We start from the raw sequence: 22161 nt of genomic DNA, 5'->3' as shown, positions 1-22161 counted from the left end.
AGCCCCGGCCAGCACAGCGCCGCCGGGGAAAATGCCGGATAGCGCTGGGCGTATCCGGCCTACAACACAGGGGTCTTACTGCTTTTTCGAACGCATAGCCGCCTGATGTCCTGCAAGCGTACCAAAAATAATGATATCTGCCACTGCGTTACCGCCGATACGGTTACCGCCGTGGATCCCGCCGACCACTTCACCGGCCGCAAACGCGCCTGGCAGCACGTTGTGGTTGCTGTCCAGCACGCAGGTTTCGGTGTTGATGGTCACGCCGCCCATGGTGTGGTGCACGCCCGGTGCAATCTGAATGGCGTAGAACGGCCCTTCGTTGATAGGCGCGCGCAGCGCGGTGGTACGGCCAAAATCATCATCGTGCTGTTTTTCAACGAAGCCGTTGTAACGTTCCAGCGTCGCGAGGAAAGCGTGGTGATCCATCCCCAGCGCCTCAGCAAGGGCTTTTGGCGAGCTGGCGCTGGTCACGAAACCTTTCGCGATGTACTCATCCGCGGCTTTGTTTTTGGCACGCACGTGCTCATCAAAGACGATGTATGCGTATTTCTCCGGCAGCGCGATGATTGACGCCGAGACCTTATCGCGGGTCGACATTTCGTTGTAGAAGCGTTCCCCTTTCTGATTGACCAGAATCGCCCCGCCGCCGCGAATGGATTCGGAAATCAGGTACGAGGTTTTCTGCTCTACGGTTGGGTGAATCTGAATTTCGCCCATATCCACGGTACCGGCCCCGATGCGCTCCAGCAGCGCGATGCCGCCGCCGGTTGCCCCTTTGTGGTTGGTGGTAACGAACCCTTCCAGATCAGGACGGTATTTCACCACCATCTGGCTGTTAGCGCTGAAGCCGCCGGTGGCGACAATCACGCTTTTGGTTGCCACGGTGACGGTTTCGTTCTCTTCGGTGGTCAGACGTACGCCGGTCACTTCGCCGTTCTCGAAGATGATGTCGCTGACGGAGGTATCCAGCATCACCTCGATGTTGCGTTTGTTGACGTTACGCACCAGGCCGCTGATCAGGTAGCCGCCTACCGCTGAACCGTCTTTTGGACGGTGAGTACGATCGATGCTCATCCCTCCGGTGGTGGTGATGTCGTTCAGCATGATGCCGCGCGTTGCCAGCCACTCAATTGCCTGCGGCGCGTTTTCGACGAAGCGACGCAGCAGTTCCGGGTTGTTCTTGTTCCCGCCGCCTTTCAGGCTTTCCTGATAGAACAGCTCTTTGCTGTCCTGAATGCCCTTCACGCGCTGGAAGCGGGTTTCGGCGGCATTCATACCGGCTGAAGCTTTAATGGTGTTCCCGCCGATGGTCGGCATTTTCTCGACAATCAGCACGCTCGCGCCTTCGTCGTGAGCCTGAATCGCCGCCGCCAGACCGGCGCCGCCGCTGCCGACAACGACCACGTCCACGCTGCGGGTTTCGTTCGGGTCAACGCCCTCTTCCGCGGCCAGCGCTTTGCTGGATTTCAGCATCGCTTTAGAGACCGCTTTCTTCACCGCTTCACTCTGGCTGGTTGCGCCGGTGATGGCATCCACGTGCGGGGTATTGGCGTCCAGAATGCGGGTACGGATCTCTTCAAAGCTGGTTACAAACTCAACGTCTTCGCTCGGGCCGGAGGCCAGCTCGATGTCCGCAATGCGGTCAGTTTCCAGACTGACGTTAATCACCAGCTCGTTAGCGTCATCCTGCACTTTCTCAGCAAAGGTACCCGGTTTGAATTTGGATTCACCCATGCTCATGTCGCGGATCATCGCTTCTACCAGCGAGAAGCGCCACAGCGGTTCAGGAATGCTCAGCGCCTCGCGCTGGGTGCTGTCCATAAACAGCTCCAGGCTTTCGCCGGCCGCGATGCGGTCGGTCCAGTCCGGATAAGCGATGGTGGCGCGGCCAACGGCAATCAGGTCGTAACCGTGGTCCAGCGCCTCATTCACGTCTGAAGCATTCACCACGCCGCCCACGCCCATGACCGGAACCTGCGCCAGCGTTTCAGAACGCATCGCGCAGTATTTTTCGATAAGCGGGGTGGGATCCTGGGTGTCGACGATGGAAGGACGCAGGGTAGCGCCGACGGAGAAGTGCAGATAGTCCACGCCGCGCGCCGCCAGTTTTTCCAGCAGATACATGGTGTCGTCAAAGCGGATGCCCGGGACTTCCATCTCTTCAGGGGAGAAGCGGTAGCCAATAATAAACGCGTCGTCCGCGTACTGGCGCACCATTTTGTGGGTAATGTCCAGCACCGCCAGCGGGAACTTCGCGCGGTTATCGCGGCTGCCGCCCCACTCGTCGTCGCGCTGGTTTGAATTCGGGGAGTAGAACTGCTGAATCAGATAGGTGTTCGCCCCGTGGATTTCCACGCCGTCGAAACCGGCCTGGATGGCGCGACGCACCGCCTCACCAAACTTGCCGATCATGCCTTCCACTTCTTCAGCGGTCAGAGCAACCGGCGTTGCGGCACCTTCACGCGGCGCGGCTACGGCGCTCGGGCCAACCGGGATGCGGCCACCAATCAGTTTTGGGTCGACCATGCGGCCGCCGTGGTAGATTTGCAGCAGCGCCTTAGTTCCTTTGGATTTAATGGCCTCCGCAATTTTCGCCAGCCCGGCAATTTTCTCGTCATTATCAATACCGATGGCACCCGGGAAGGCGAGACCGAGATCGTCGACGAAGCAACACTCCACAATGATGGTGCCAATGCTGCCGGAACGGGCCCGATAGTACTCCACCAGCTCGCTGGTGACGGTGCCGTCAAAATAGCCGGTACAGGTTGTCATAGGGGCCATTAACAAACGGTTTTTCAGTTCAGTACCATTCGGTAATGTGAAGGGGCTAAGAATGCGTTCGTTAGTGCTCATAATAGAAACTCCAAACTTTTAAAAATTAAGAATTCGTTATCGGATTGATTTTTTATTTCGTCGTTATTTGCCGATGTCATGATATTAATATAATGATTTTTTTAGTTTCTAAAGTTATTACGTTAGTTAAAAAACTATTTAATCCCTGCGATAACACAAATAACACATTGGTGTTAGCGATTGTAATTCAGTCATTCACAATAATTTAAAAACCGTTAAAATATGAATGGTAAAACCAATTCACCTTAACACATACAAAATCAATAAAAACAATACATTACAATGACACCAAAATCTATTTTGTTAAAGAAATGATAAAAAACACGCAAAAAACAGGCAATAACCACATACGCCAGAGTGGTTATTAATAAAAGCATAAAAATAACGCTGTAATTCTATTTTTTTGATCGCGATCAATAGTTATGGCATTCAAAAGCGCAATATAAAAACATCATCTTTTTTTTAATTTAGCGCACACGAAAACGCGTTAAATCGCTATTACTGAAAATACAAGAAAGCACCTTTAATAACTAAAAAAAGCAAAGAAACTAAATAAAGTGCTTTTTCAGTGCGACCGAATTTTTGACAACTTAAGACGTGAAACTATGAATACAAAAACTGCTGTAACGCCCCCTGTGGCGAACCAGGCATCAAATGGAAACGCAAAACGATTGCTGATGATGGCGTTACCCGTCATCGTCGCGGTACTGCTGCTGTTTGTTCCCGTTCCTGAAGGCTTGCCGCCTTACGCATGGCACTACTTCGCCATCTTTGTCGGCGTGATCGTCGGTCTGATCTTCGAACCGCTGCCGGGTGCGGTGATCGGCCTGACCGGCGTGGTTGCCATCGCCCTGTGCAGTCAGTGGGTGCTGTTCAGCCCCGATCAGCTGGCTGACCCGAAATTCAAGCTGGCGGGCGCCTCCTTTAAGTGGGCGGTGAGCGGGTTTGGCAACTCTACCGTCTGGCTGATTTTCGGTGCCTTTATGTTCGCCGCAGGCTATGACAAAACCCGCTTCGGCCGCCGTCTGGCGCTGATTCTGGTGAAGTATCTCGGCCGTCGCAGCCTGACGCTCGGTTACGCCATCACGTTTGCTGACCTGCTGCTGGCACCGTTCACCCCGTCCAACACCGCGCGCAGCGGCGGGACCATCTACCCGATTATCGCTAACCTGCCGCCGCTGTACGGTTCAAAACCTAACGACCCAAGCGCGCGTAAGATTGGTTCATACCTGATGTGGGTGGCGATCACCGCAGCCTGTATCACCAGCTCAATGTTCCTCTCCGCCCTCGCGCCAAACCTGCTGGCCCTGGCGCTGGTGAAAAGTACGGTTGGGATTGATATCTCCTGGGGCACCTGGTTCCTCGCCTTCCTGCCGCTGGGTATCCTGCTGATTCTGGCCATGCCGCTGCTGGCCTACTGGTTCTACCCACCTGAAGTCAAAGTGAATAACGAAGTGCCGCTGTGGGCGACCCGCGAGCTGGAAAAACTCGGCAAACTGTCCCGCAATGAAATTCTGCTGCTGGTGTTCGTATGCTGCGCGCTGCTGATGTGGATCTTCGCTGCCGCATGGATTGAGCCTGCCATGGCAGCCCTGCTCATCGTCGGTCTGATGCTGTGGACCGGCGTGCTGGAGTGGAACGATATCACCGGTAACAAGGCCGCATGGAACACCTTCGTCTGGTTCGCTACCCTGGTGGCACTGGCGGATGGCCTCTCCTCGACCGGCTTTATCAGCTGGTTAGGTAAAGAAGGCGGTCTGTTGATGAGCGGTATCTCTCCGGGCGTGGCGACCGTCGTCCTGCTGCTGGCGTTCTACCTGCTGCACTACCTGTTTGCCAGCACCACCGCGCACACCACGGCGCTGCTGCCTGCGATGCTGACCATCGCCTCCACCATCCCTGGCATGAATATGGAAGTGTTCGTTCTGCTGATGGTGACCTCGCTGGGCGTCATGGGGATCATCACCCCGTACGGTACTGGCCCAAGCCCGATTTACTACGGTAGCGGCTACCTGCCAACCAAAGACTACTGGCGCCTCGGCACCATCTTCGGTGCCATCTTCCTGGCGGCCCTGCTGCTGATTGGTTATCCGTGGATGTCCATGATGTTCTGATTCCTGACCGCCGGACTTCTCCTCCGGCGGTTTTATTTTTGTGGAGCAATACGCTATGTCAAACAAACCATTTATCTACCAGAACCCCTTCCCTCTTTCCCATGACGACACCGAATACTACCTGCTGACCAAAGAGCACGTCTCCGTTGCCGAATTCGACGGTCAGGAAGTGCTGAAAGTGGAGCCGGAAGCCCTGACCCTGCTGGCGCAGCAGGCCTTCCACGATGCCGCGTTTATGCTGCGTCCTTCTCACCAGAAGCAGGTTGCCGCCATTCTCAACGACCCGGAAGCCAGCCAGAACGACAAATACGTTGCCCTGCAGTTCCTGCGTAACTCTGAAATTGCCGCAAAAGGCGTGCTGCCAACCTGCCAGGATACCGGCACCGCGATCATCATGGGCAAAAAAGGCCAGCGCGTCTGGACCGGCGGCGGTGACGAAGCGGCGCTGAGCCAGGGCGTGTATAACACCTACATTGAAGATAACCTGCGCTACTCGCAGAATGCGGCGCTGGACATGTATAAAGAGGTGAATACCGGCACCAACCTGCCCGCGCAGATCGATCTCTACAGCGTGGACGGGGACGAATACAAATTCCTGTGCATGGCAAAAGGCGGCGGTTCTGCCAACAAAACCTACCTCTATCAGGAAACCAAAGCGCTGATCACCCCGGCGAAGCTGAAAAACTATCTGGTTGAGAAGATGCGCACCCTGGGCACTGCGGCCTGCCCGCCTTACCATATCGCGTTTGTGATTGGCGGAACGTCAGCGGAAGCCACGCTGAAAACCGTGAAGCTCGCTTCCACGCGCTACTACGACGCGCTGCCAACCGAAGGTAACGAACACGGCCAGGCGTTCCGCGACGTTCAGCTCGAACAGGAACTGCTCCAGGAAGCGCAGAACCTCGGCCTCGGCGCGCAGTTCGGCGGTAAATACTTCGCCCACGATATCCGCGTGATCCGCCTGCCGCGCCACGGCGCCTCCTGCCCAATCGGCATGGGCGTCTCCTGCTCCGCAGACCGCAACATTAAAGCGAAGATCAACCGCGACGGGATCTGGATTGAGAAGCTGGAACACAACCCGGGTCAGTATATTCCTGAATCACTGCGCCAGCAGGGCGAAGGCGACGTAGTGAGCATCAATCTGGACAAGCCGATGAAGGAGATCCTGGCGCAGCTTTCCGCGCACCCGGTCTCTACCCGCCTGTCGCTGAACGGGACCATCATCGTGGCGCGCGATATTGCCCACGCGAAGCTGAAAGAGCTGCTCGACAACGGTGAAGAGCTGCCGCAGTACGTTAAAGACCATCCGATCTACTACGCAGGACCGGCCAAAACGCCGGAAGGCTACGCCTCTGGCTCACTCGGCCCGACCACGGCGGGCCGTATGGACTCGTATGTGGACTTACTGCAATCCCACGGCGCGAGCATGATCATGCTGGCGAAAGGCAACCGCAGCCAGCAGGTGACCGACGCCTGCCATAAGCACGGCGGCTTCTACCTGGGGAGCATTGGCGGCCCGGCGGCGGTGCTGGCGCAAAACAGCATTAAGAGCCTGGAGTGCGTCGCGTATCCGGAGCTGGGAATGGAAGCCATCTGGAAAATTGAAGTCGAGAACTTCCCGGCGTTTATCCTGGTGGATGACAAAGGCAACGATTTCTTCCAGCAGATCCAGAACAAACAGTGCGCGGGTTGTTCACAGCGCTAGGTTGAGACAGGCCGGGTGGCGCAACGCTGCCCGGCAGTCGCAGAAAGACATGAGCCTGCGTCATGTCACAAAACCGTGATATCAGCCACTTAGCAAAAAGTGGTGAATAAAAAATCAATTAATTGTTAAGTTATTGTTGTCATTAATTGTATTGATCCCGCGAAGGCTATTCATGCAAAACGTGCATCAGCCGATGCGGCATTTGCGCTTATCTATTTCCTCATCCTGATCCAGTTTTCAAAAACAGACGCGTAAAACGTCAACAATAAACTGGAGATAACCATGTTTTCCTCAACCTCACCTGCAACCGTACGCTCGAAAGCGGGCGCCATACTCCGCGTGACGTCCGGCAACTTTCTTGAGCAGTTCGATTTCTTTCTGTTCGGCTTCTATGCCACCTACATCGCCCACACGTTCTTCCCGGCGAGCAGTGAATTTGCGTCGCTGATGATGACCTTCGCCGTCTTCGGCGCGGGCTTTTTGATGCGCCCCATCGGTGCCATTGTGCTTGGCGCATATATCGACAAGGTAGGTCGCAGAAAGGGGCTAATCGTCACGCTTTCCATCATGGCGGCGGGGACGTTCCTGATCGTGCTTATCCCCTCTTATCAAAGCATCGGTCTGTGGGCGCCGCTGCTGGTGCTGACGGGCCGTCTGCTGCAGGGCTTTTCCGCCGGTGCGGAGCTTGGAGGCGTCTCGGTTTATCTGGCTGAAATCGCCACGCCGGGCCGCAAAGGGTTTTATACCAGCTGGCAGTCCGGCAGCCAGCAGGTCGCCATTATGGTCGCCGCGGCGATGGGCTTTGCCCTGAATGCCCTGATGGAGGAGAGCGCCATTCGCGAATGGGGCTGGCGCATCCCGTTCCTGTTCGGCTGCTTAATCGTGCCGTTTATCTTTTTCCTGCGCCGCAAGCTGGAGGAGACGGAAGAGTTCAGCGCGCGCCGCCAGCATCTGGAGATGCGTCAGGTCTTTAAAACGCTGCTCGGCAACTGGCAGGTGGTGGTCGCAGGCATGCTGATGGTGGCGATGACCACCACCGCGTTCTACCTGATCACCGTCTACGCCCCCACCTTTGGCAAAAAGGTGCTGATGCTCAGTGCCTCGGACAGCCTGCTGGTCACGCTGCTGGTGGCGATTTCTAACTTCATCTGGCTGCCGGTGGGCGGCGCGCTGTCGGATCGCTTCGGGCGCAAGCCGGTGCTGATTGCCATGGCCCTGCTGGCGCTGGCGACCAGCTATCCCGCCCTGACGCTGCTGGCGAGCGCGCCCAGCTTCTCCATGATGCTGAGCGTGCTGCTGTGGCTCTCCTTCCTTTACGGCCTGTACAACGGCGCAATGATCCCGGCCCTGACGGAGATTATGCCTGCTGAAGTGCGCGTGGCGGGGTTCTCTCTGGCTTACAGCCTGGCAACAGCGGTCTTTGGCGGCTTTACCCCGGTCATGTCCACCGCGCTGATTGAATACACCGGTGACAAAGCCTCGCCTGGCTACTGGATGAGTTTCGCTGCCGTGTGCGCCCTGCTGGCCACGCTCTACCTCTACCGCCGCCGCGCGGTATCGCTGCAAAACACCGTCAAGTCACAGGGGGCAGTATGAAACGCACCTATCGCTTTACCGCCAGCGCGCTGGCGCTGACGCTCCTGAGCGTTAATGCCTGTGCCCAGGACGTAAAGGTCATGATTTCAGGCGGCTTCAAGGCTGCCCTGGAAAAGCTGGCTCCGGACTATGAACGCCGGACCGGGGATAAAATTGTGATCATCCCCGGCCCCTCAATGGGCGCTACGCCGCAGGCGATCCCAAACCGACTGGCGCGCGGCGAGAAAGCCGACGTGGTGATTATGGTGGGCGATGCGCTGGAGAAGCTTGAAAAAGCCGGTCAGACCCAGGCGGGTTCGCGAACGGAACTCGCGGACTCCCCCGTTGGCATGGTGGTGAAAAAAGGGGCGGATGTCCCTGATATCAGCAGCGAGTCGGCTTTGCGTAAAACGCTGCTGCAGGCCAGCTCCATCGCCTACTCTGACAGCGCCAGCGGCAGGTACGTCAGCCAGACGTTGTTCAAAAAAATGGGGATTGAAAAAGAAGTGGCGGGTAAAGCGACAATGGTCGAGCGTATCCCGGTCGCCTCAGAAGTGGCGAAAGGAAAATACGCCGTCGGTTTCCAGCAGGTCAGCGAGCTGCTGCCGGTTCAGGGCGTCACCTTTATCGGGAAAATCCCGGATAATCTGCAGTACATCACGCGCTTCGCGGGTGCGGTCACCCGTCACGCAGAACATCCCGCGGAGGGGAAAGCGCTGCTGACCTATCTCGCCTCACCGCCCTCCAGGGCCGTCATCCAGAAGACGGGGATGATCCCCGTTACGTCCGGCGATACTGCTCGGTGATCTGCTTTTCCAGTTCAGCCGCAATGTAGGACTGGATGCGCCCCCGGCGCCGGATAAGCCCCACGGTGCGTTTCACTTCCGGCGCCACCAGCGGCAGATGCGTCAGCAGCGTGTGCTCTGACGTCGGCATCGACATGGCGGGAACGGCAGCAATGCCGATCCCCGCCTCTACCATACCGAGCATCGTGGTAACGTGGCGCGTTTCGCAGACGCTGGGGCGTTCGGGAACGATATCCCCCAGCATCCGATCGAGCAGGTTACGGTTACCTGACGTTTTATCGAGGGAGATATAATCCTGCTGGTAAAAGGCCTGCCACGTCAGGTGACTCTTCTGCGCCAGGGGGTGATCCTTTCGGCACGCCGCAACATAGACATCCTCCACCAGCGGGAAAAATTCGATGTCAGACGGCAGGTTTCCTGCGAAGCTGATACCAAAATCCGCCTGGCTTCGGGCCACGGCGTCAATCACATTCCCCGCGCTGCTGTCGATGAGCTTAATGCGAACGCGCGGATAGCGAGACTGAAAACGACGAATCACATCAGGCATAAAGTAACAGGCCGCGGAAGGGACCGTGGCAACCGTGATCAGCCCCGTCCGCTCTTCGCTGACCTTATCGACATCCGCCAGCATTGACTCAACGTTGTCGAGCAGCTGCGCGGAGCGTTCAGCAAAGTTTTGCCCGTATAACGTTAAGGCCACGCGGCGGGTGGTACGGTCAAACAGCCGGTTTCCCAGCGCGGCTTCCAGCTTTTCAATCCTGCGGCTCAGCGCCGACTGGGATAAGCAGATAGATTCAGCAGCGACACGGAAGTTACCGTATTCCACTAACGCTCTGAAAGCATAAAGATCGTTAAGGTCAAAATTCACGGGCATGGCGTCTGGATGTCCTGTCAGGGAATACGCAACAAAGTCAAAAATAATAGCGTCTTATTAACCCGCCGCAACCGGCGCGGTGGTGAAATACGTCAGAGCTCGTTGAGATGCAGGCGAATATACCCGGCGCGATCGGCAATGGCCTGCCGCTCCTCTTCCTTCATGTCTGCAAGCTGTTTAAAGACGATGCCCAGGCGGGGATTGTTACCCAGACGCGCCTGGTTGCGCGCAAAGAAATCCCAGTAAAGGGCATTGAAGGGGCACGCCAGCTCTCCGGTACGCTGGGTGTGCTGATACCGGCACCCCTGACAGTAATTACTCATCTTGTGAATGTACGACGCGCTCGAGACGTAGGGCTTACTGGCCAGCAATCCGCCATCGCCAAACTGGCTCATGCCGAGGGTATTGGGCAGCTCTACCCATTCAAAGGCATCAATATAGACCCCCAGATACCATTCATGAACCGCCTGCGGCGACAGGCCGCTGAGCAAGCTAAAGTTCCCGATGACCATCAGGCGCTGGATATGGTGGGCGTAAGCCTCGGTGAGCGACTGTCCAACGGCATGCGCCAGGCAGCGCATCTGCGTCCTGCCGGTCCAGAACCAGTCCGGCAGCGGGGCGTGCTGGTCTAAGGCATTCAGCTCCCGATAGCCCGGCATCTGCGACCAGTAGATCCCACGCACGTACTCCCGCCAGCCGAGAATTTGTCGGATAAACCCTTCAACGGCAGGCAGCGGCGCATGGCCCGAACGCCATGCCTGCTGGGCGGCAGCCACTACTTCCCGCGGATTAAGCATTTTGGTGTTCAGCGCGAATGAAATTAACGAGTGGAAAAGAAAAGGCTCCTCCGCGTGCATCGCGTCCTGCCAGGCGCCGAACTGCGGGAGCACGTGAGCGATAAATTCATCCAGCCTGGCTTTAGCTTCCGAACGGTTGAGCGGCCAGCGAAAATTCCCGGCCTGAGGTTCGCCGAAGGTGTTTACGCCGCAGCGCTGGATCTCCGCCCATAAGGCTGAATAATCGTGGCGCGGACGCGAATCCTCCGGCGCGGGCGGCTCGCCGGACCAGCGTTTGCGGTTTTCAGCATCAAAATTCCATTTTCCCCCTTCCGGCTCGCCTTCTGAGGTTAACAGTATGCCGTGCTGACGACGCATTTCCCGGTAAAAGTACTCCATTCGCCAGCTTTTGCGTGGCGCAAAGAACGCGCTCACCTGTTCACGGGTGGTGAAGAAATGCTCGCTGCTGACGCAGGTCGTTTCGACGGACGCCGCTTTCGCCCACGCCTGCAGCTGCGTGTCCAGGCGCCATTCGTCGGGCTCCTGCCATATCACCCTGTCGGCGCCGTAATGCGCGACAAGCGCGTTAAGATTGTCTTCCAGCGCGCCGCGGTTTGAGTCGTCAGATAGCCGGACATACCTCACCCGATGCCCCTTCTCCTTTAACGCAGAGGCAAACGCGCGCATGGCCGCAAAAATGGCGATCACTTTCTGAGCGTGGTGAAGCACGTACGCGGTTTCTGCCCGCAGCTCCATCATCACGTAAATGACATTTGGATTACAGGCATCAAACCAGCTGTGGTGCGGATTAAGCTGATCGCCGAGGATCAGGCGCAGTTCGGTCAACGGTGGCTCCTGCGACAGCGCTCGGAACAGTATTTGACCTCATCCCAGCATTTCGCCCATTTCTTGCGCCACGTCATGGGCCGCTGGCAGTGCGCGCACGCACGGCTGGGCAGGTCCTGCTTGTTACCTTTGAAATCGCTCATCTTTTCAATACCGTACTGATTTCTTCACTGAACCTGTGGATTCAGGCTACGACAGACTTCACAAAATGAAGGTGATGCCCGTAAACCGCTACCCACCGCTACGTACGAATGATAGTTTATTCAGGCTGGAATTGTCGCAGTGAGCGATTTTCTGGCATCTTAACCAAACCTGACTTTCCCATTTTTGTTCAAGTGACGAGTTTGCGAGCAAAGCGATGATAAAGTGGCCCTGGAAAACGAATGAAGCTGGCCGGGATATGGCGCTGCCATGGGATGACGCGCTGACGATCCCTGTTCTGGCTAATCTTAAGCCGGATGAACAAGCGAAACTGGTTCAGCTGGCGGATCGTTTTTTACAGCAAAAACGCCTGGTTCCACTGCAGGGTTTCGAACTCGATCCCCTGAAAAACGCGCGCATCGCCCTGCTTTTCTGTCTGCCGGTGCTGGAATTGGGTATCGAGTGGCTGGACGGTTTCCACGAAGTGCTGATCTATCCGGCCCCCTTTATCGTCGATGACGAGTGGGAAGATGACATTGGGCTGGTGCACAACCAGCGCGTGGTGCAGTCCGGACAAAGCTGGCAGCAGGGGCCGATTATCCTCAACTGGCTCGACATTCAGGACTCGTTCGATGCGTCCGGTTTTAATCTGGTTATCCATGAAGTGGCGCATAAGCTCGATACCCGCAACGGCGATCGCGCCAGCGGAGTTCCGCTGATCCCGCTTCGCGAAGTGGCGGGCTGGGAGCACGATCTGCACGCGGCGATGGATAACATTCAGGATGAAATAGACCTGGTGGGCGAAAGCGCGGCCAGCATTGACGCCTATGCGGCAACCGACCCGGCCGAGTGCTTTGCGGTGCTCTCGGAGTATTTCTTCAGCGCGCCCGAGCTCTTCGCGCCCCGCTTCCCGGCGCTGTGGCAGCGTTTCTGCCAGTTTTATCAGCAGGATCCGCTCCAGCGTCTGCGGCAAAATGAGGAGTCTGGCGGCCATTCCTCCCGCCAGATCCATTAAGGCTTTTCGGAAGGGGTCCGCTCGGTTGACCGTACCCCTATGCTCAACGCTAAAAACAGCACTGCCATTCCCCATGCGGCCACCGTCAAAGACTGCTCGCCGTAAAAGCGCGTCACTACAGGCACCAGCAGCGCGCTGACGCCGTAGCCTAACGTGTGGCTGGTGGCGATGACGCCCGCGCCTTTCCCGGTGGTCAGCCTGTCGTTCAGCAGAAGCTGGTAGCCCGGCGTGGCCATCGCCGCCCCGAGTGAAGTGATAACAATCCCCACGTAGAACAGCGTTAAACCGGCGACGGTCATCAGCCCAAGCCCTGCAACCATTAACACCGCCGCGATGCAGAGCAAGGTCACCGGGGTGAAATGCTGCGGGCGGACCACCAGAAACTGCGCCGCGAGCGTGGCCAGCGCGGCCAGGCTCAGCAGAAGCGCAACATGATGGCTGATCTCCCGGGCGTTGCCCTCCAGCAGGGGGCTAAGATGCGGTGACAGGCCAAGCTGCATCAGGCTGACCAGCGCCGCCAGCAGCAGCGCCAGGAGCAGGAACGGCAGCATGGAGGCCTGCAGGCGGGTCGCCTGGTGCGCCACCGGCGGCAGCGGCGGGTCTGCGGCTTCGCGAAGCACCAGCATCAGCGCGATTAACGGCGCGATCGCCATCAGCCAGAGCGGCGCGACCGGGCTGACGCTGAGCATCAGCGCCGCCAGCGGCGGGCCGAGCAAACGTCCGCAGCTGAGGCCGGAGCTTATCGTCGCCAGCGCCGCCATTCTTTTCTCCAGCCCCGCACGCTGAATAGCCCACGTCTGGGCCGCAGGCACCAGCCCCGAGACCGTTAGTCCGTAAAGCAGACGTGAAAGAATCAGTCCCGCCAGTCCCCAGACGGTATCCAGCCTTCCGGCCGCCATCGCCCAGACCACCAGCGCCATGACGGCGAAACTGGCCAGATAGCCGCTCAGCGAGGCCACCATCACGGCCTTACATCCCCGCCGCTCGCTCTGGCGTCCCCACCAGGGCGAGGCCGGTAAAAAGAGCATGGATCCGAACATCAGCAGACCGGCCCAGACCGAGAGCGACAGCCCGGTCAGGGTTACCAGCTGCGGGAGCATCACCAGCAGGCCGTTTTGCCCGATACCTAATAAACCCGCACATAACGCCAGGGGCCAGTTGGCTTTTGAGGTGACCTTTTCGGTCAATGTTTCTGAGTCAGCGCGCATGAGAATGTGAACATAGTGTCAATAAATGTGTGGAAATCATGAAGTTTATGAAAACAAATATTGCAAAAATGGTTGCGACTGTAAACAGAATGAATATCATAACGAGAATTATTATCAATCATGGAATGAGGTACATCTATGCGTGCTCTGCCCCGCTCTGCCGGTACAGACGTTGCAGCCCAGTGTTTTTTAAACGCCCTGTTGCGTGAAACGAAGGACTGGCGCTATCTCCCCGCTACCGCTGCGGATGCGTTACCGAACATTCACATCCCGCTGTCCCAAACCCAGGCTCTTCGGGTTCCGGTACGCTATTTCTCTTCCACCCAGCATCATCAGTATCGTTTCCCGGCAACGCTTCTTCAGAGCAACAGTGATGACGGTGACGCCGTCACATTTAATCAGCTGGTTGATTTAATTCTTGAAAAACCATCAGTTAAAGGCTCGCTGGATGCCGATACGCTGGCGCGTTTTAAGCAGCGCGTTCTCGAAAGCCATGCGCACACCTGGCAGGCAATCGATCTGCGCCACGGCTGGGCAACCCTGCGCGATAAGCCGCTGACGTTTGCCGACGCGGAACAGGCGCTGCTGGTCGGCCACGCGTTTCACCCTGCGCCGAAGTCGCACGAGCCGTTCAGCGAAACAGAGGCGCGTCGCTATCTTCCTGATTTCGCCTCCCGCTTCCCGCTGCGCTGGTTTGCCGTTGAGAGCGCGCTCGTTGCCGGCGACAGCCTGAACGTCTCCCTGCGTGAGCGTCTGCTGCGCTTCGCGGCCCAGAGCGCGCCTGAGCTGCTCGGCCACTTCACCGACACCCGCTGGCTGCTGCCGATGCATCCGTGGCAGGCCGACTATCTGCTGGAGCAGGACTGGTGCCAGCGTCTGGCGGAAAACGGTGCATTGCAGGACCTGGGTGAAGCGGGCGCGCAGTGGCTGCCCACCAGCTCCTCCCGCTCGCTGTACAGCGAAACCAACAGCGACATGATTAAGTTCTCCCTCAGCGTGCGCCTGACCAACTCCGTGCGCACGCTGTCGGTCAAAGAAGTTAAGCGCGGAATGCGCCTGGCGCGCCTGGCGAAAACGGAACGCTGGCAAGAATTACAGGCCCGCTACCCGACCATGCGCGTGATGCAGGAAGACGGCTGGGCGGGGCTGCGTGACGAAAGCGGCGTTATTCAGGAAGAGAGCCTGATGGCCCTGCGCGTCAATCTGCTGTTCGATACGCCAGACACCCAGACCAACGTGCTGGTGAGCCTGACCCAGGCCGCGCCGGACGGCGGCGACAGCCTGCTGGCCTCCGCGGTGCGCCGTCTGAGCCAGCGTCTGGATTTACCCCTCGCCCAGGCCGCCCGCTGCTGGCTGGACGCCTATTGCGACCGCGTGTTGCTCCCGCTGTTCAGCGCCGAGGCGGACTACGGTCTGGTCCTGCTGGCGCACCAGCAAAATATCCTCGTTGAGATGCAGCAGGATTTCCCCGTCGGGCTGATTTACCGCGACTGCCAGGGCAGCGCGTGGACCGAAGGGGCCGACGCGTGGCTGAATTCAGCGGGCGAAACCGAGGTGGAAAACCGCTTCGGTGAGAGCCAGCTGCTGCGCTACTTCCCTTATTACCTGCTGCTGAACTCTACCCTTGCCGTCACCGCCGCCCTCGCCGCCGCCGGTTTCGACAGTGAGGAGAGCCTGATGTCCCGCGTGCGCGACGCGCTGGCCGAACTGCGCCGCACGGCGAAGCAGACCCGCTGCCTCGACTACGTGCTCGACAGCCCGACCTGGAACTGCAAAGGCAACTTCTTCTGCTACCTGCACGATCGCAATGAAAACACCATCGTCGATCCGGCGGTGATCTATTTCGACTTTAGCAACCCGTTTTACAAGGAGAAGGCGTAATGGCAATCGCGAATATCGTCCATTCCGGCTACGGCTTTCGCTGCACCGCAACGGATCGCGCGCTGCCGCTGACGTTGGGTCTCGACGGCAGCGCGGTGCTCGAGCGTCTGAATGGGATCCCGGACGGCTGGCTGGTCGAAGCACTCGATCAGCTGTTTGTTGCCGCGCCCGCGCTGACCGGCATTACCCTGCCCTGGGCAGCCTGGCAGGATGCCCCCCAGGCGCAGGCGCTGTTTAGCCTGGCCCACGGGGACTATCTGGCACGCGAAACCTTCTGGCAGCTGCCGCTGTGGCTGAAAGGCGAACGGCCGCAGGCCAGCGGCGGTATGCAGTTTGATGAGAGCCGTCAGCTGTACTTCCCGCTGCGTCCTCACCGCCCGCAGGGCGAAGTGTACCGTCGTTACGATCCGCAAATTAAGCGCACCCTCAGCTTCCGCGTGGTCGACGTGGCGCTGGACGGCGAGCGCTTTACGCGCTGGATGAACAACCCGCGCGTGAACGCCTTCTGGGAGATGGCTGGCCCGCAGGCCGAGCAGGAAAACTACCTGCGCCGTCAGCTTGACTCGACCTACTGCTACCCGGTTATCGGCTGCTTCGATGACCAGCCGTTCGGCTATTTTGAGCTCTACTGGGCGCCAGAAGACCGCATTGGCCGCCACTACCGCTGGCAGTCGTTTGACCGCGGGCTGCACATGCTGGTGGGCGAAGAGAACTGGCGCGGCGCGCAGTACATCCGCAGCTGGCTGCGCGGCCTGAGCCACTATCTGTATCTCGATGAACCGCGCACCGCGCGAATTGTCGCCGAGCCGCGCTTCGACAACCAGCGCCTGTTCCGCCATCTGGCCTCCGCCGGTTTCGAGACGGTGAAAGAGTTCGACTTCCCGCACAAGCGCTCGCGCCTCATCATGAGCCAGCGCCACCGCTTCTTCAGCGAGGTGGAACTGTGAACGCGCTCTGGCAGAAAGTGAACCGCGAGATGGTGGCGAAGATCCTCGCCGAGCTGGAGTACGAACGCACCCTGCGCGCTGAGCCGGTTTCGTCGAACGGCTGGCGCATCGCCATGGGCAACGAGTCCTGGCAGTTTCGCGCCACGCGCGGGATCTGGGGCTGGCTGCATATCGACCCGGACAGCCTGATCGTCGCCAGCGGCGATGCCGTGGAAGCGGAACGCGCGCTGCTGCAGCTGGCGAAAGTGCTGGAGATGAGCGACGCGCAAACGGCAGAGCATATGGAAGATCTCTACGCCACGCTGCGCGGCGACATGCAGCTGCTGCAGGCGCGTGAAGCGCTGGACGCGGACGCGCTGATCCACCTCGACCCGGACGAATTACAGTGTCTGATGAGCGGTCACCCGAAGTTTATTTTCAACAAAGGTCGCCGCGGCTGGGGCCTGGACGCGCTGCGTCAGTACGCGCCTGAGTATCGCGGACGTTTTCGCCTGCACTGGGTCGCCGTTCAGCGGGAGCATCTGGTCTGGAGCAGCGACGCCGATTGCGATATCAGCGCCCTGCTGGCCAGCGCCGAGCGCGCTCGCTTTGACGCCCGCTGGCACGCGCTGGGTCTCAACGACGGCTGGCTGCCGGTGCCGCTGCACCCGTGGCAGTGGCAGCAGAAGATCGCCATTCATTTCCTGGCGCAGCTGGCGCGCGGTGAGATGGTTGAGCTGGGCGAATTTGGCGACGAGTATCTGGCGCAGCAGTCCCTGCGCACGCTCACTAACGCCAGCCGTCGCGCGCCGTATGACATCAAGCTTCCGCTGACCATCTACAACACCTCCTGCTATCGCGGCATCCCGGGCAAATACATTGCCGCCGGGCCGCTGGCTTCGCGCTGGCTGCAGCAGCAGTTCGCTACCGACGCTACGCTTGCCCGCTCCGGTGCGCAGGTGCTTGGCGAACCCGCCGCCGGTTATCTGTCGCATCCGGGCTATGCCGCATTGCCGAAAGCGCCCTACCGCTATCAGGAGATGCTGGGGGTGATCTGGCGCGAGAATCCGTCCTGCTATGTAGAAGACGGTGAACAGGCGGTGCTGATGGCGGCGCTGATGGAAACCGACAATGCCGGGCGCCCGCTGATCGACGCGTGGATTAAACACTCGGGGCTAAGCGCCGACGCGTGGCTTGAAAAGCTGTTTGAGGCAACGGTGATCCCGTTCTATCACCTGCTCTGCCGCTACGGCGTGGCGCTGATCGCCCACGGCCAGAACGTGACGCTGGTGATGAAGGATTACGTCCCGCAGCGCATCCTGCTGAAAGATTTCCAGGGCGATATGCGCCTGGTGGATGAGGATTTCCCGCAGGCCCAGAGCCTGCCGGAGCAGGTGAAGGCCGTCACGGCGCGCCTGAGCGCGGATTACATTATTCACGACCTGCAAACCGGTAACTTTGTGACGGTGCTGCGCTTTATCTCGCGCCTCACGCTGCAAAGCGGCGTGAGCGAAACGCGCTTCTACCAGATTCTGGCCGGGGTATTACGGGGTTATATGGCGGCGCACCCGGATCTGGCAGAGCGCTTCGCCAAATTCGATCTCTTCAAGCCGCAGATTATTCGTGTGATCCTCAACCCGGTCAAACTGACCTTCTCCGAACACGACGGCGGCAGCCGCATGCTGCCGAACTACGTCACCGACCTTGATAACCCTCTTTTTCTCGCCTCCCGGGAGTCAGCGCAATGAAAACCTATGATTTCATCGGCATTGGTATTGGCCCGTTTAACCTCAGCATCGCCGCTCTGGCCGAAGGCCTGGACGGCTTTAGCTCGCTGTTCCTTGAGCGTAAACCGCACTTCTCCTGGCACCCGGGGATGATGGTGCCGGACTGCCACATGCAGACCAGCTTCCTGAAGGACCTGGTCAGCGCCGTGGAGCCGACCAACCGCCACAGCTTCCTGAACTACCTGGTGCAGCGCAAAAAGTTCTACCGCTTCCTGACCACCGAGCAGCGCACCGTCTCCCGCGAAGAGTTTGCGGACTACCTGTGCTGGGCGGCGGAAAACCTTACCAACCTCGCCTTCAGCCAGCAGGTACAGCAGGTGAGCTTTGATGAGAAAAGCGGCCTGTTTGAGGTGGTGACCCAGCGCGACCGTTTCCTGGCGCGCCACGTCTGCGTGGGGATTGGCAAGCAGATCAACCTGCCTGACTGCGTCACCGCGCAGGACGATACCTGCTTCCACGCCAGCGAGATGATGCTGCGCACGCCGGATCTCGCGGGCAAGCGCGTCACCGTCGTCGGCGGCGGCCAGAGCGGCGCCGACCTGTTTTTGAATATCTTCCGCGGCGAATGGGGCCAGCCGCTGAGCCTGAACTGGGTATCGCGCCGCAATAACTATAATGCGCTGGATGAAGCCGCCTTTGCCAACGAGTATTTCACGCCGGAGTACGTGGACAGCTTCTCCACGCTGGGTGAAGAGGCCCGTCGGCAGATGCTGCACGAGCAGAAGATGACGTCCGACGGGATCACCACCGAGTCCCTGCTGGCGATTTACCGCGCCATGTACCACCGCTTCGAAGTGCTGCGTGAAAAACCCTGGGCGCATCTCCTGCCGTCCCGCTCGGTGACGTCCCTGACGCGCCAGGAAAATGGCCATCGCCTGAGCATTCAGCATCACCTCGACGGCGGCCGCGAGCAGCTGGAGAGCGACGTGGTGATTTTCGCCACCGGCTACCGCGCCGTGCAACCCGCATTCCTCGCGCCGCTGTCTCACCGCCTGCATCTGGATACGGACGAAGCCTTCTGCATTAACAACGATTTCACCCTCGAATGGGACGGCCCGCAGAGCAACCGCCTGTTCGCCGTGAATGCCGGGATGCACCGTCTCGGCATTGCCGAACCCCAGCTCAGCCTGATGGCCTGGCGCGCGGCGCGAATTCTTAATCGCGCGCACGCCGACGAGCCGTTTGAGCTGGCTACCACACCCGGCGTTATCCACTGGCGCAGCACCACCAGCCCGGAGAACAGCCCGGTTTTTAAATCGTTAGCAAAAACAACCGAGTACTGACACACACAATCAGGATCAACATAACAATGAAACGTTCTCATCTTTGGGTTTTAAATCCTTGCTTGCTTGCAATGCTTTCTACCTCTGCGTGGGCGGAAGAACAAAAGGAAGAAAATATCGTGGTCTCCGCCAGCCGCGCGCACCGCAGCGTGGCGGAGATGGCGCAGACCACCTGGGTCATTGAACGGGCTGAAATTGAGCAGCAGGTTCAGGGCGGGAAAGAGATTAAAGAAGTGCTGGCGCAGCTGATCCCGGGCATGGACGTCAGCAGCCAGGGCCGTACCAACTACGGCATGAACCTGCGCGGCCGCTCCATGATGGTGATGGTGGACGGCGTTCGCCTGAACTCGTCCCGCAGCGACAGCCGCCAGCTGGACTCTATCGATCCGTTCAACATTGACCGTATCGAAGTGATCTCCGGCGCCACCTCGCTCTACGGTGGCGGCAGCACCGGCGGCCTGGTGAACATCGTCACCAAAAAGGGCCAGCCGGATACCGAAGTTGAGTTCCAGACCGGGGCAAAGAGCGGGTTTAACAGCCACAACGATCGCGATGAGAACGTGTCGGCAGCCGTAAGCGGCGGCAACGACAATGCCTCCGGTCGTCTGTCGGTGTCGTATCAGCGCTACGGCGGCTGGTATGACGGCAAAGGCAACGAGGTGATTATCGATAACACCCAGACCGGCCTCCAGTATTCCGACCGTATTGATGTGATGGGCACAGGCACCATCAACATTGACGATCGCCAGCAGCTGCAGCTGACGACCCAGTACTACAAGAGCGAGTCCGACGGCAAGCATGGCCTGTATCTCGGGAAGAACTTCTCGGCGGTAACGGGCGATGCGACCGCGTACAACAAAGATAATCTCGATTCTGACCGCGTACCGGGCACCGAGCGCCATCTGATTAACCTGCAGTACTCCAATACCGATTTCTGGGGCCAGGATCTGGTCGCGCAGATTTACTATCGCGACGAGAGCCTGACCTATTATCCGTTCCCGACCCTGACCAAAGGCGTGGTGAGCAGCATCGGCGCGTCCCAGCAGAAAACCGATTTTTACGGCGGCAAGCTGACGCTGAACAGCAAGCCGGTGGACGATTTGACGCTGACCTGGGGTGTGGATGCCGACCACGAAACCTTCGATGCCAACCAGCAGTTCTTCAACCTGAGCAAGGCCGCGGCGAGCGGCGGCATGGAGCTGGATAACGCCTACAACGTGGGCCGTTACCCGGGCTACAGCATCACCAACCTCGCCCCGTTCCTGCAGGCCAGCTACGACATTGACGCCATCACCCTGAGCGGCGGCGTGCGCTATCAGTACACCGAAAACAAGGTGGACGACTTTGTCGGTTATACCCAGCAGCAGGCCATCGCCACCGGGAAAGCCACCTCCGCCGACGCGGTGCCGGGCGGAAAAACCGATTACAACAACTTCCTGTTTAACGCCGGGATCCTCGGTCGCCTGACCGAACAGCAGCAGCTGTGGTTTAACTTCTCCCAGGGCTTCGAAATTCCGGACCTGGCGAAGTACTACGGCTCCGGCACCTATCAGCTCAGCAACGGTCACTATCGCCTGCTGAACAGCGTCAACGTGAACGACTCGACGCTGGACGGTATCAAGGTCAACGCTTATGAGCTGGGCTGGCGTTACACCGGCGATAACCTGCGCACGCAGGTCGCGGCGTATTACTCGCTCTCGGATAAAACCATCACCATTAACAAGACGGATATGACCATCAACCTGGAAGACGATAAGCGTCGTATCTACGGGGTGGAAGGTCAGGTGGACTATTTCTTCACCGACAGCGACTGGAGCACCGGTGCGAACTTTAACGCCATCAAGTCTGAAACGCGCGAAAACGGCAAATGGGAGAAGCTGACGGTTGACAGCGCCAGCCCGTCGAAAGCCAGCGCATGGGTCAACTGGGCGCCGGGCGACTGGACCCTGCGCGTGCAGAGCACGCAGACCTTTGACGTGTCAGACTCCGACGGCAAGAAGATCGATGGCTATAACACGGTCGACTTCCTGGGCAGCTACGCCCTGCCGGTGGGTAAGGTCAGCTTCAGCGTGGAAAACCTGCTGGACAAAGACTACACCACCGCCTGGGGCCAGCGCGCACCGGGGCTGTATAGCCCAACCTACGGAGCACCGGGGCTGTATACCTATAAAGGCCGCGGACGTACGTTTGGTCTGAACTACTCCGTACTGTTCTGATCCTGCGCGCCGCCTGCGGGCGGCGCATTTTGCTGTGTAATTTCAACGCGAATTTGCTATAAAATCAGCGATTTGCTGAAATTGTCGGCAAACAAATGAAAAGTGCGTTTTCACCCTTTGACAAGGCGTACTGAGGTCGCTACTATGCGCCT

At 58.7% G+C, this 22161-nt stretch carries 15 protein-coding genes; 10 read left to right on the top strand and 5 right to left on the bottom strand.

The window, feature by feature from the left end; translation table 11 throughout:
• Positions 1-75: 75 nt before the first annotated feature.
• Positions 76-2856 (bottom strand): flavocytochrome c, encoded by a 2781-nt coding sequence (locus ACERY3_RS13020; RefSeq protein ID WP_373225824.1) that lies wholly within the window; start codon positions 2854-2856, stop codon positions 76-78.
• A gap of 605 nt (positions 2857-3461) precedes the next feature.
• On the opposite strand from ACERY3_RS13020, the gene ACERY3_RS13015 reads away from it, so the two are divergent.
• From ACERY3_RS13015 to ACERY3_RS13000, 4 genes are all read left to right on the top strand, one after another.
• Complete coding sequence (locus tag ACERY3_RS13015) at positions 3462-4970, top strand: anion permease (RefSeq protein WP_072210827.1); 1509 nt, start codon at positions 3462-3464, stop codon at positions 4968-4970.
• 55 nt (positions 4971-5025) lie between these two features.
• Positions 5026-6675 (top strand): class I fumarate hydratase FumA, encoded by a 1650-nt coding sequence (gene fumA / locus ACERY3_RS13010; protein WP_048977161.1) that lies wholly within the window; start codon positions 5026-5028, stop codon positions 6673-6675.
• A 282-nt stretch (positions 6676-6957) separates the two neighbouring features.
• Complete coding sequence (locus ACERY3_RS13005; protein ID WP_029741700.1) at positions 6958-8271, top strand: MFS transporter; 1314 nt, start codon at positions 6958-6960, stop codon at positions 8269-8271.
• Positions 8268-9056: a substrate-binding domain-containing protein gene (locus tag ACERY3_RS13000; protein WP_373225823.1), complete on the top strand. Its 789-nt coding sequence runs from the start codon at positions 8268-8270 to the stop codon at positions 9054-9056. Before ACERY3_RS13005 ends, ACERY3_RS13000 begins: the two co-directional genes overlap by 4 nt.
• On the opposite strand, the gene ACERY3_RS12995 is transcribed toward ACERY3_RS13000, so the two are convergent.
• The 3 genes from ACERY3_RS12995 to ACERY3_RS12985 all read right to left on the bottom strand — a co-directional run bounded on the left by ACERY3_RS12995 (position 9031) and on the right by ACERY3_RS12985 (position 11695).
• The gene (locus ACERY3_RS12995) at positions 9031-9930 is read right to left on the bottom strand and encodes a LysR family transcriptional regulator (RefSeq protein ID WP_023312331.1); all 900 of its coding nucleotides are present in this window, start codon (positions 9928-9930) and stop codon (positions 9031-9033) included. The two genes, ACERY3_RS13000 and ACERY3_RS12995, sit on opposite strands and share 26 nt — an antisense overlap.
• Positions 9931-10022: 92 nt before the next feature.
• Positions 10023-11552, bottom strand: a complete 1530-nt coding sequence (locus ACERY3_RS12990) for a cryptochrome/photolyase family protein (protein WP_373225822.1) — start codon at positions 11550-11552, stop codon at positions 10023-10025.
• Positions 11549-11695 (bottom strand): DUF2256 domain-containing protein, encoded by a 147-nt coding sequence (locus ACERY3_RS12985; RefSeq protein WP_071891562.1) that lies wholly within the window; start codon positions 11693-11695, stop codon positions 11549-11551. The genes ACERY3_RS12990 and ACERY3_RS12985 overlap by 4 nt, the downstream gene beginning before the upstream one ends.
• 215 nt (positions 11696-11910) lie before the next feature.
• Here ACERY3_RS12985 and mtfA point away from each other — a divergent pair, with 215 nt between their 5' ends.
• Entirely contained in the window at positions 11911-12708 is a 798-nt protein-coding gene (mtfA, locus tag ACERY3_RS12980; protein ID WP_033145920.1) for a DgsA anti-repressor MtfA, read from the top strand.
• On the opposite strand, the gene ACERY3_RS12975 is transcribed toward mtfA, so the two are convergent.
• On the bottom strand, positions 12705-13916 hold the full coding sequence (locus tag ACERY3_RS12975; protein WP_373225821.1) for an MFS transporter: 1212 nt from the start codon (positions 13914-13916) through the stop codon (positions 12705-12707). The two genes, mtfA and ACERY3_RS12975, sit on opposite strands and share 4 nt — an antisense overlap.
• 138 nt (positions 13917-14054) lie before the next feature.
• Here ACERY3_RS12975 and ACERY3_RS12970 point away from each other — a divergent pair, with 138 nt between their 5' ends.
• Genes ACERY3_RS12970 through ACERY3_RS12950 form a run of 5 tightly spaced genes read left to right on the top strand, consistent with a single transcriptional unit; the run spans position 14055 to position 22009 of the window.
• On the top strand, positions 14055-15797 hold the full coding sequence (locus ACERY3_RS12970) for an IucA/IucC family siderophore biosynthesis protein (protein WP_373225820.1): 1743 nt from the start codon (positions 14055-14057) through the stop codon (positions 15795-15797).
• A complete protein-coding gene (locus ACERY3_RS12965) occupies positions 15797-16744 on the top strand; it encodes a GNAT family N-acetyltransferase (protein WP_373225819.1) in 948 nt (315 codons plus the stop codon). The genes ACERY3_RS12970 and ACERY3_RS12965 overlap by 1 nt, the downstream gene beginning before the upstream one ends.
• Positions 16741-18471 (top strand): aerobactin synthase IucC, encoded by a 1731-nt coding sequence (gene iucC / locus ACERY3_RS12960; protein ID WP_373225818.1) that lies wholly within the window; start codon positions 16741-16743, stop codon positions 18469-18471. Before ACERY3_RS12965 ends, iucC begins: the two co-directional genes overlap by 4 nt.
• Entirely contained in the window at positions 18468-19793 is a 1326-nt protein-coding gene (locus ACERY3_RS12955; protein WP_069303042.1) for a lysine N(6)-hydroxylase/L-ornithine N(5)-oxygenase family protein, read from the top strand. Before iucC ends, ACERY3_RS12955 begins: the two co-directional genes overlap by 4 nt.
• Positions 19794-19819: 26 nt before the next feature.
• Positions 19820-22009 (top strand): TonB-dependent siderophore receptor, encoded by a 2190-nt coding sequence (locus ACERY3_RS12950; RefSeq protein WP_045142987.1) that lies wholly within the window; start codon positions 19820-19822, stop codon positions 22007-22009.
• Positions 22010-22161 lie beyond the last annotated feature (152 nt).

The organism is Enterobacter cloacae complex sp. ESBL7 (genome assembly GCF_041679625.1).
Classification (GTDB): Bacteria; Pseudomonadota; Gammaproteobacteria; order Enterobacterales; family Enterobacteriaceae; genus Enterobacter; species Enterobacter asburiae_B.
The sequence above is the reverse complement of the archived record's forward strand: the minus strand, read 5'-3'. Positions and strand labels throughout refer to the sequence as shown.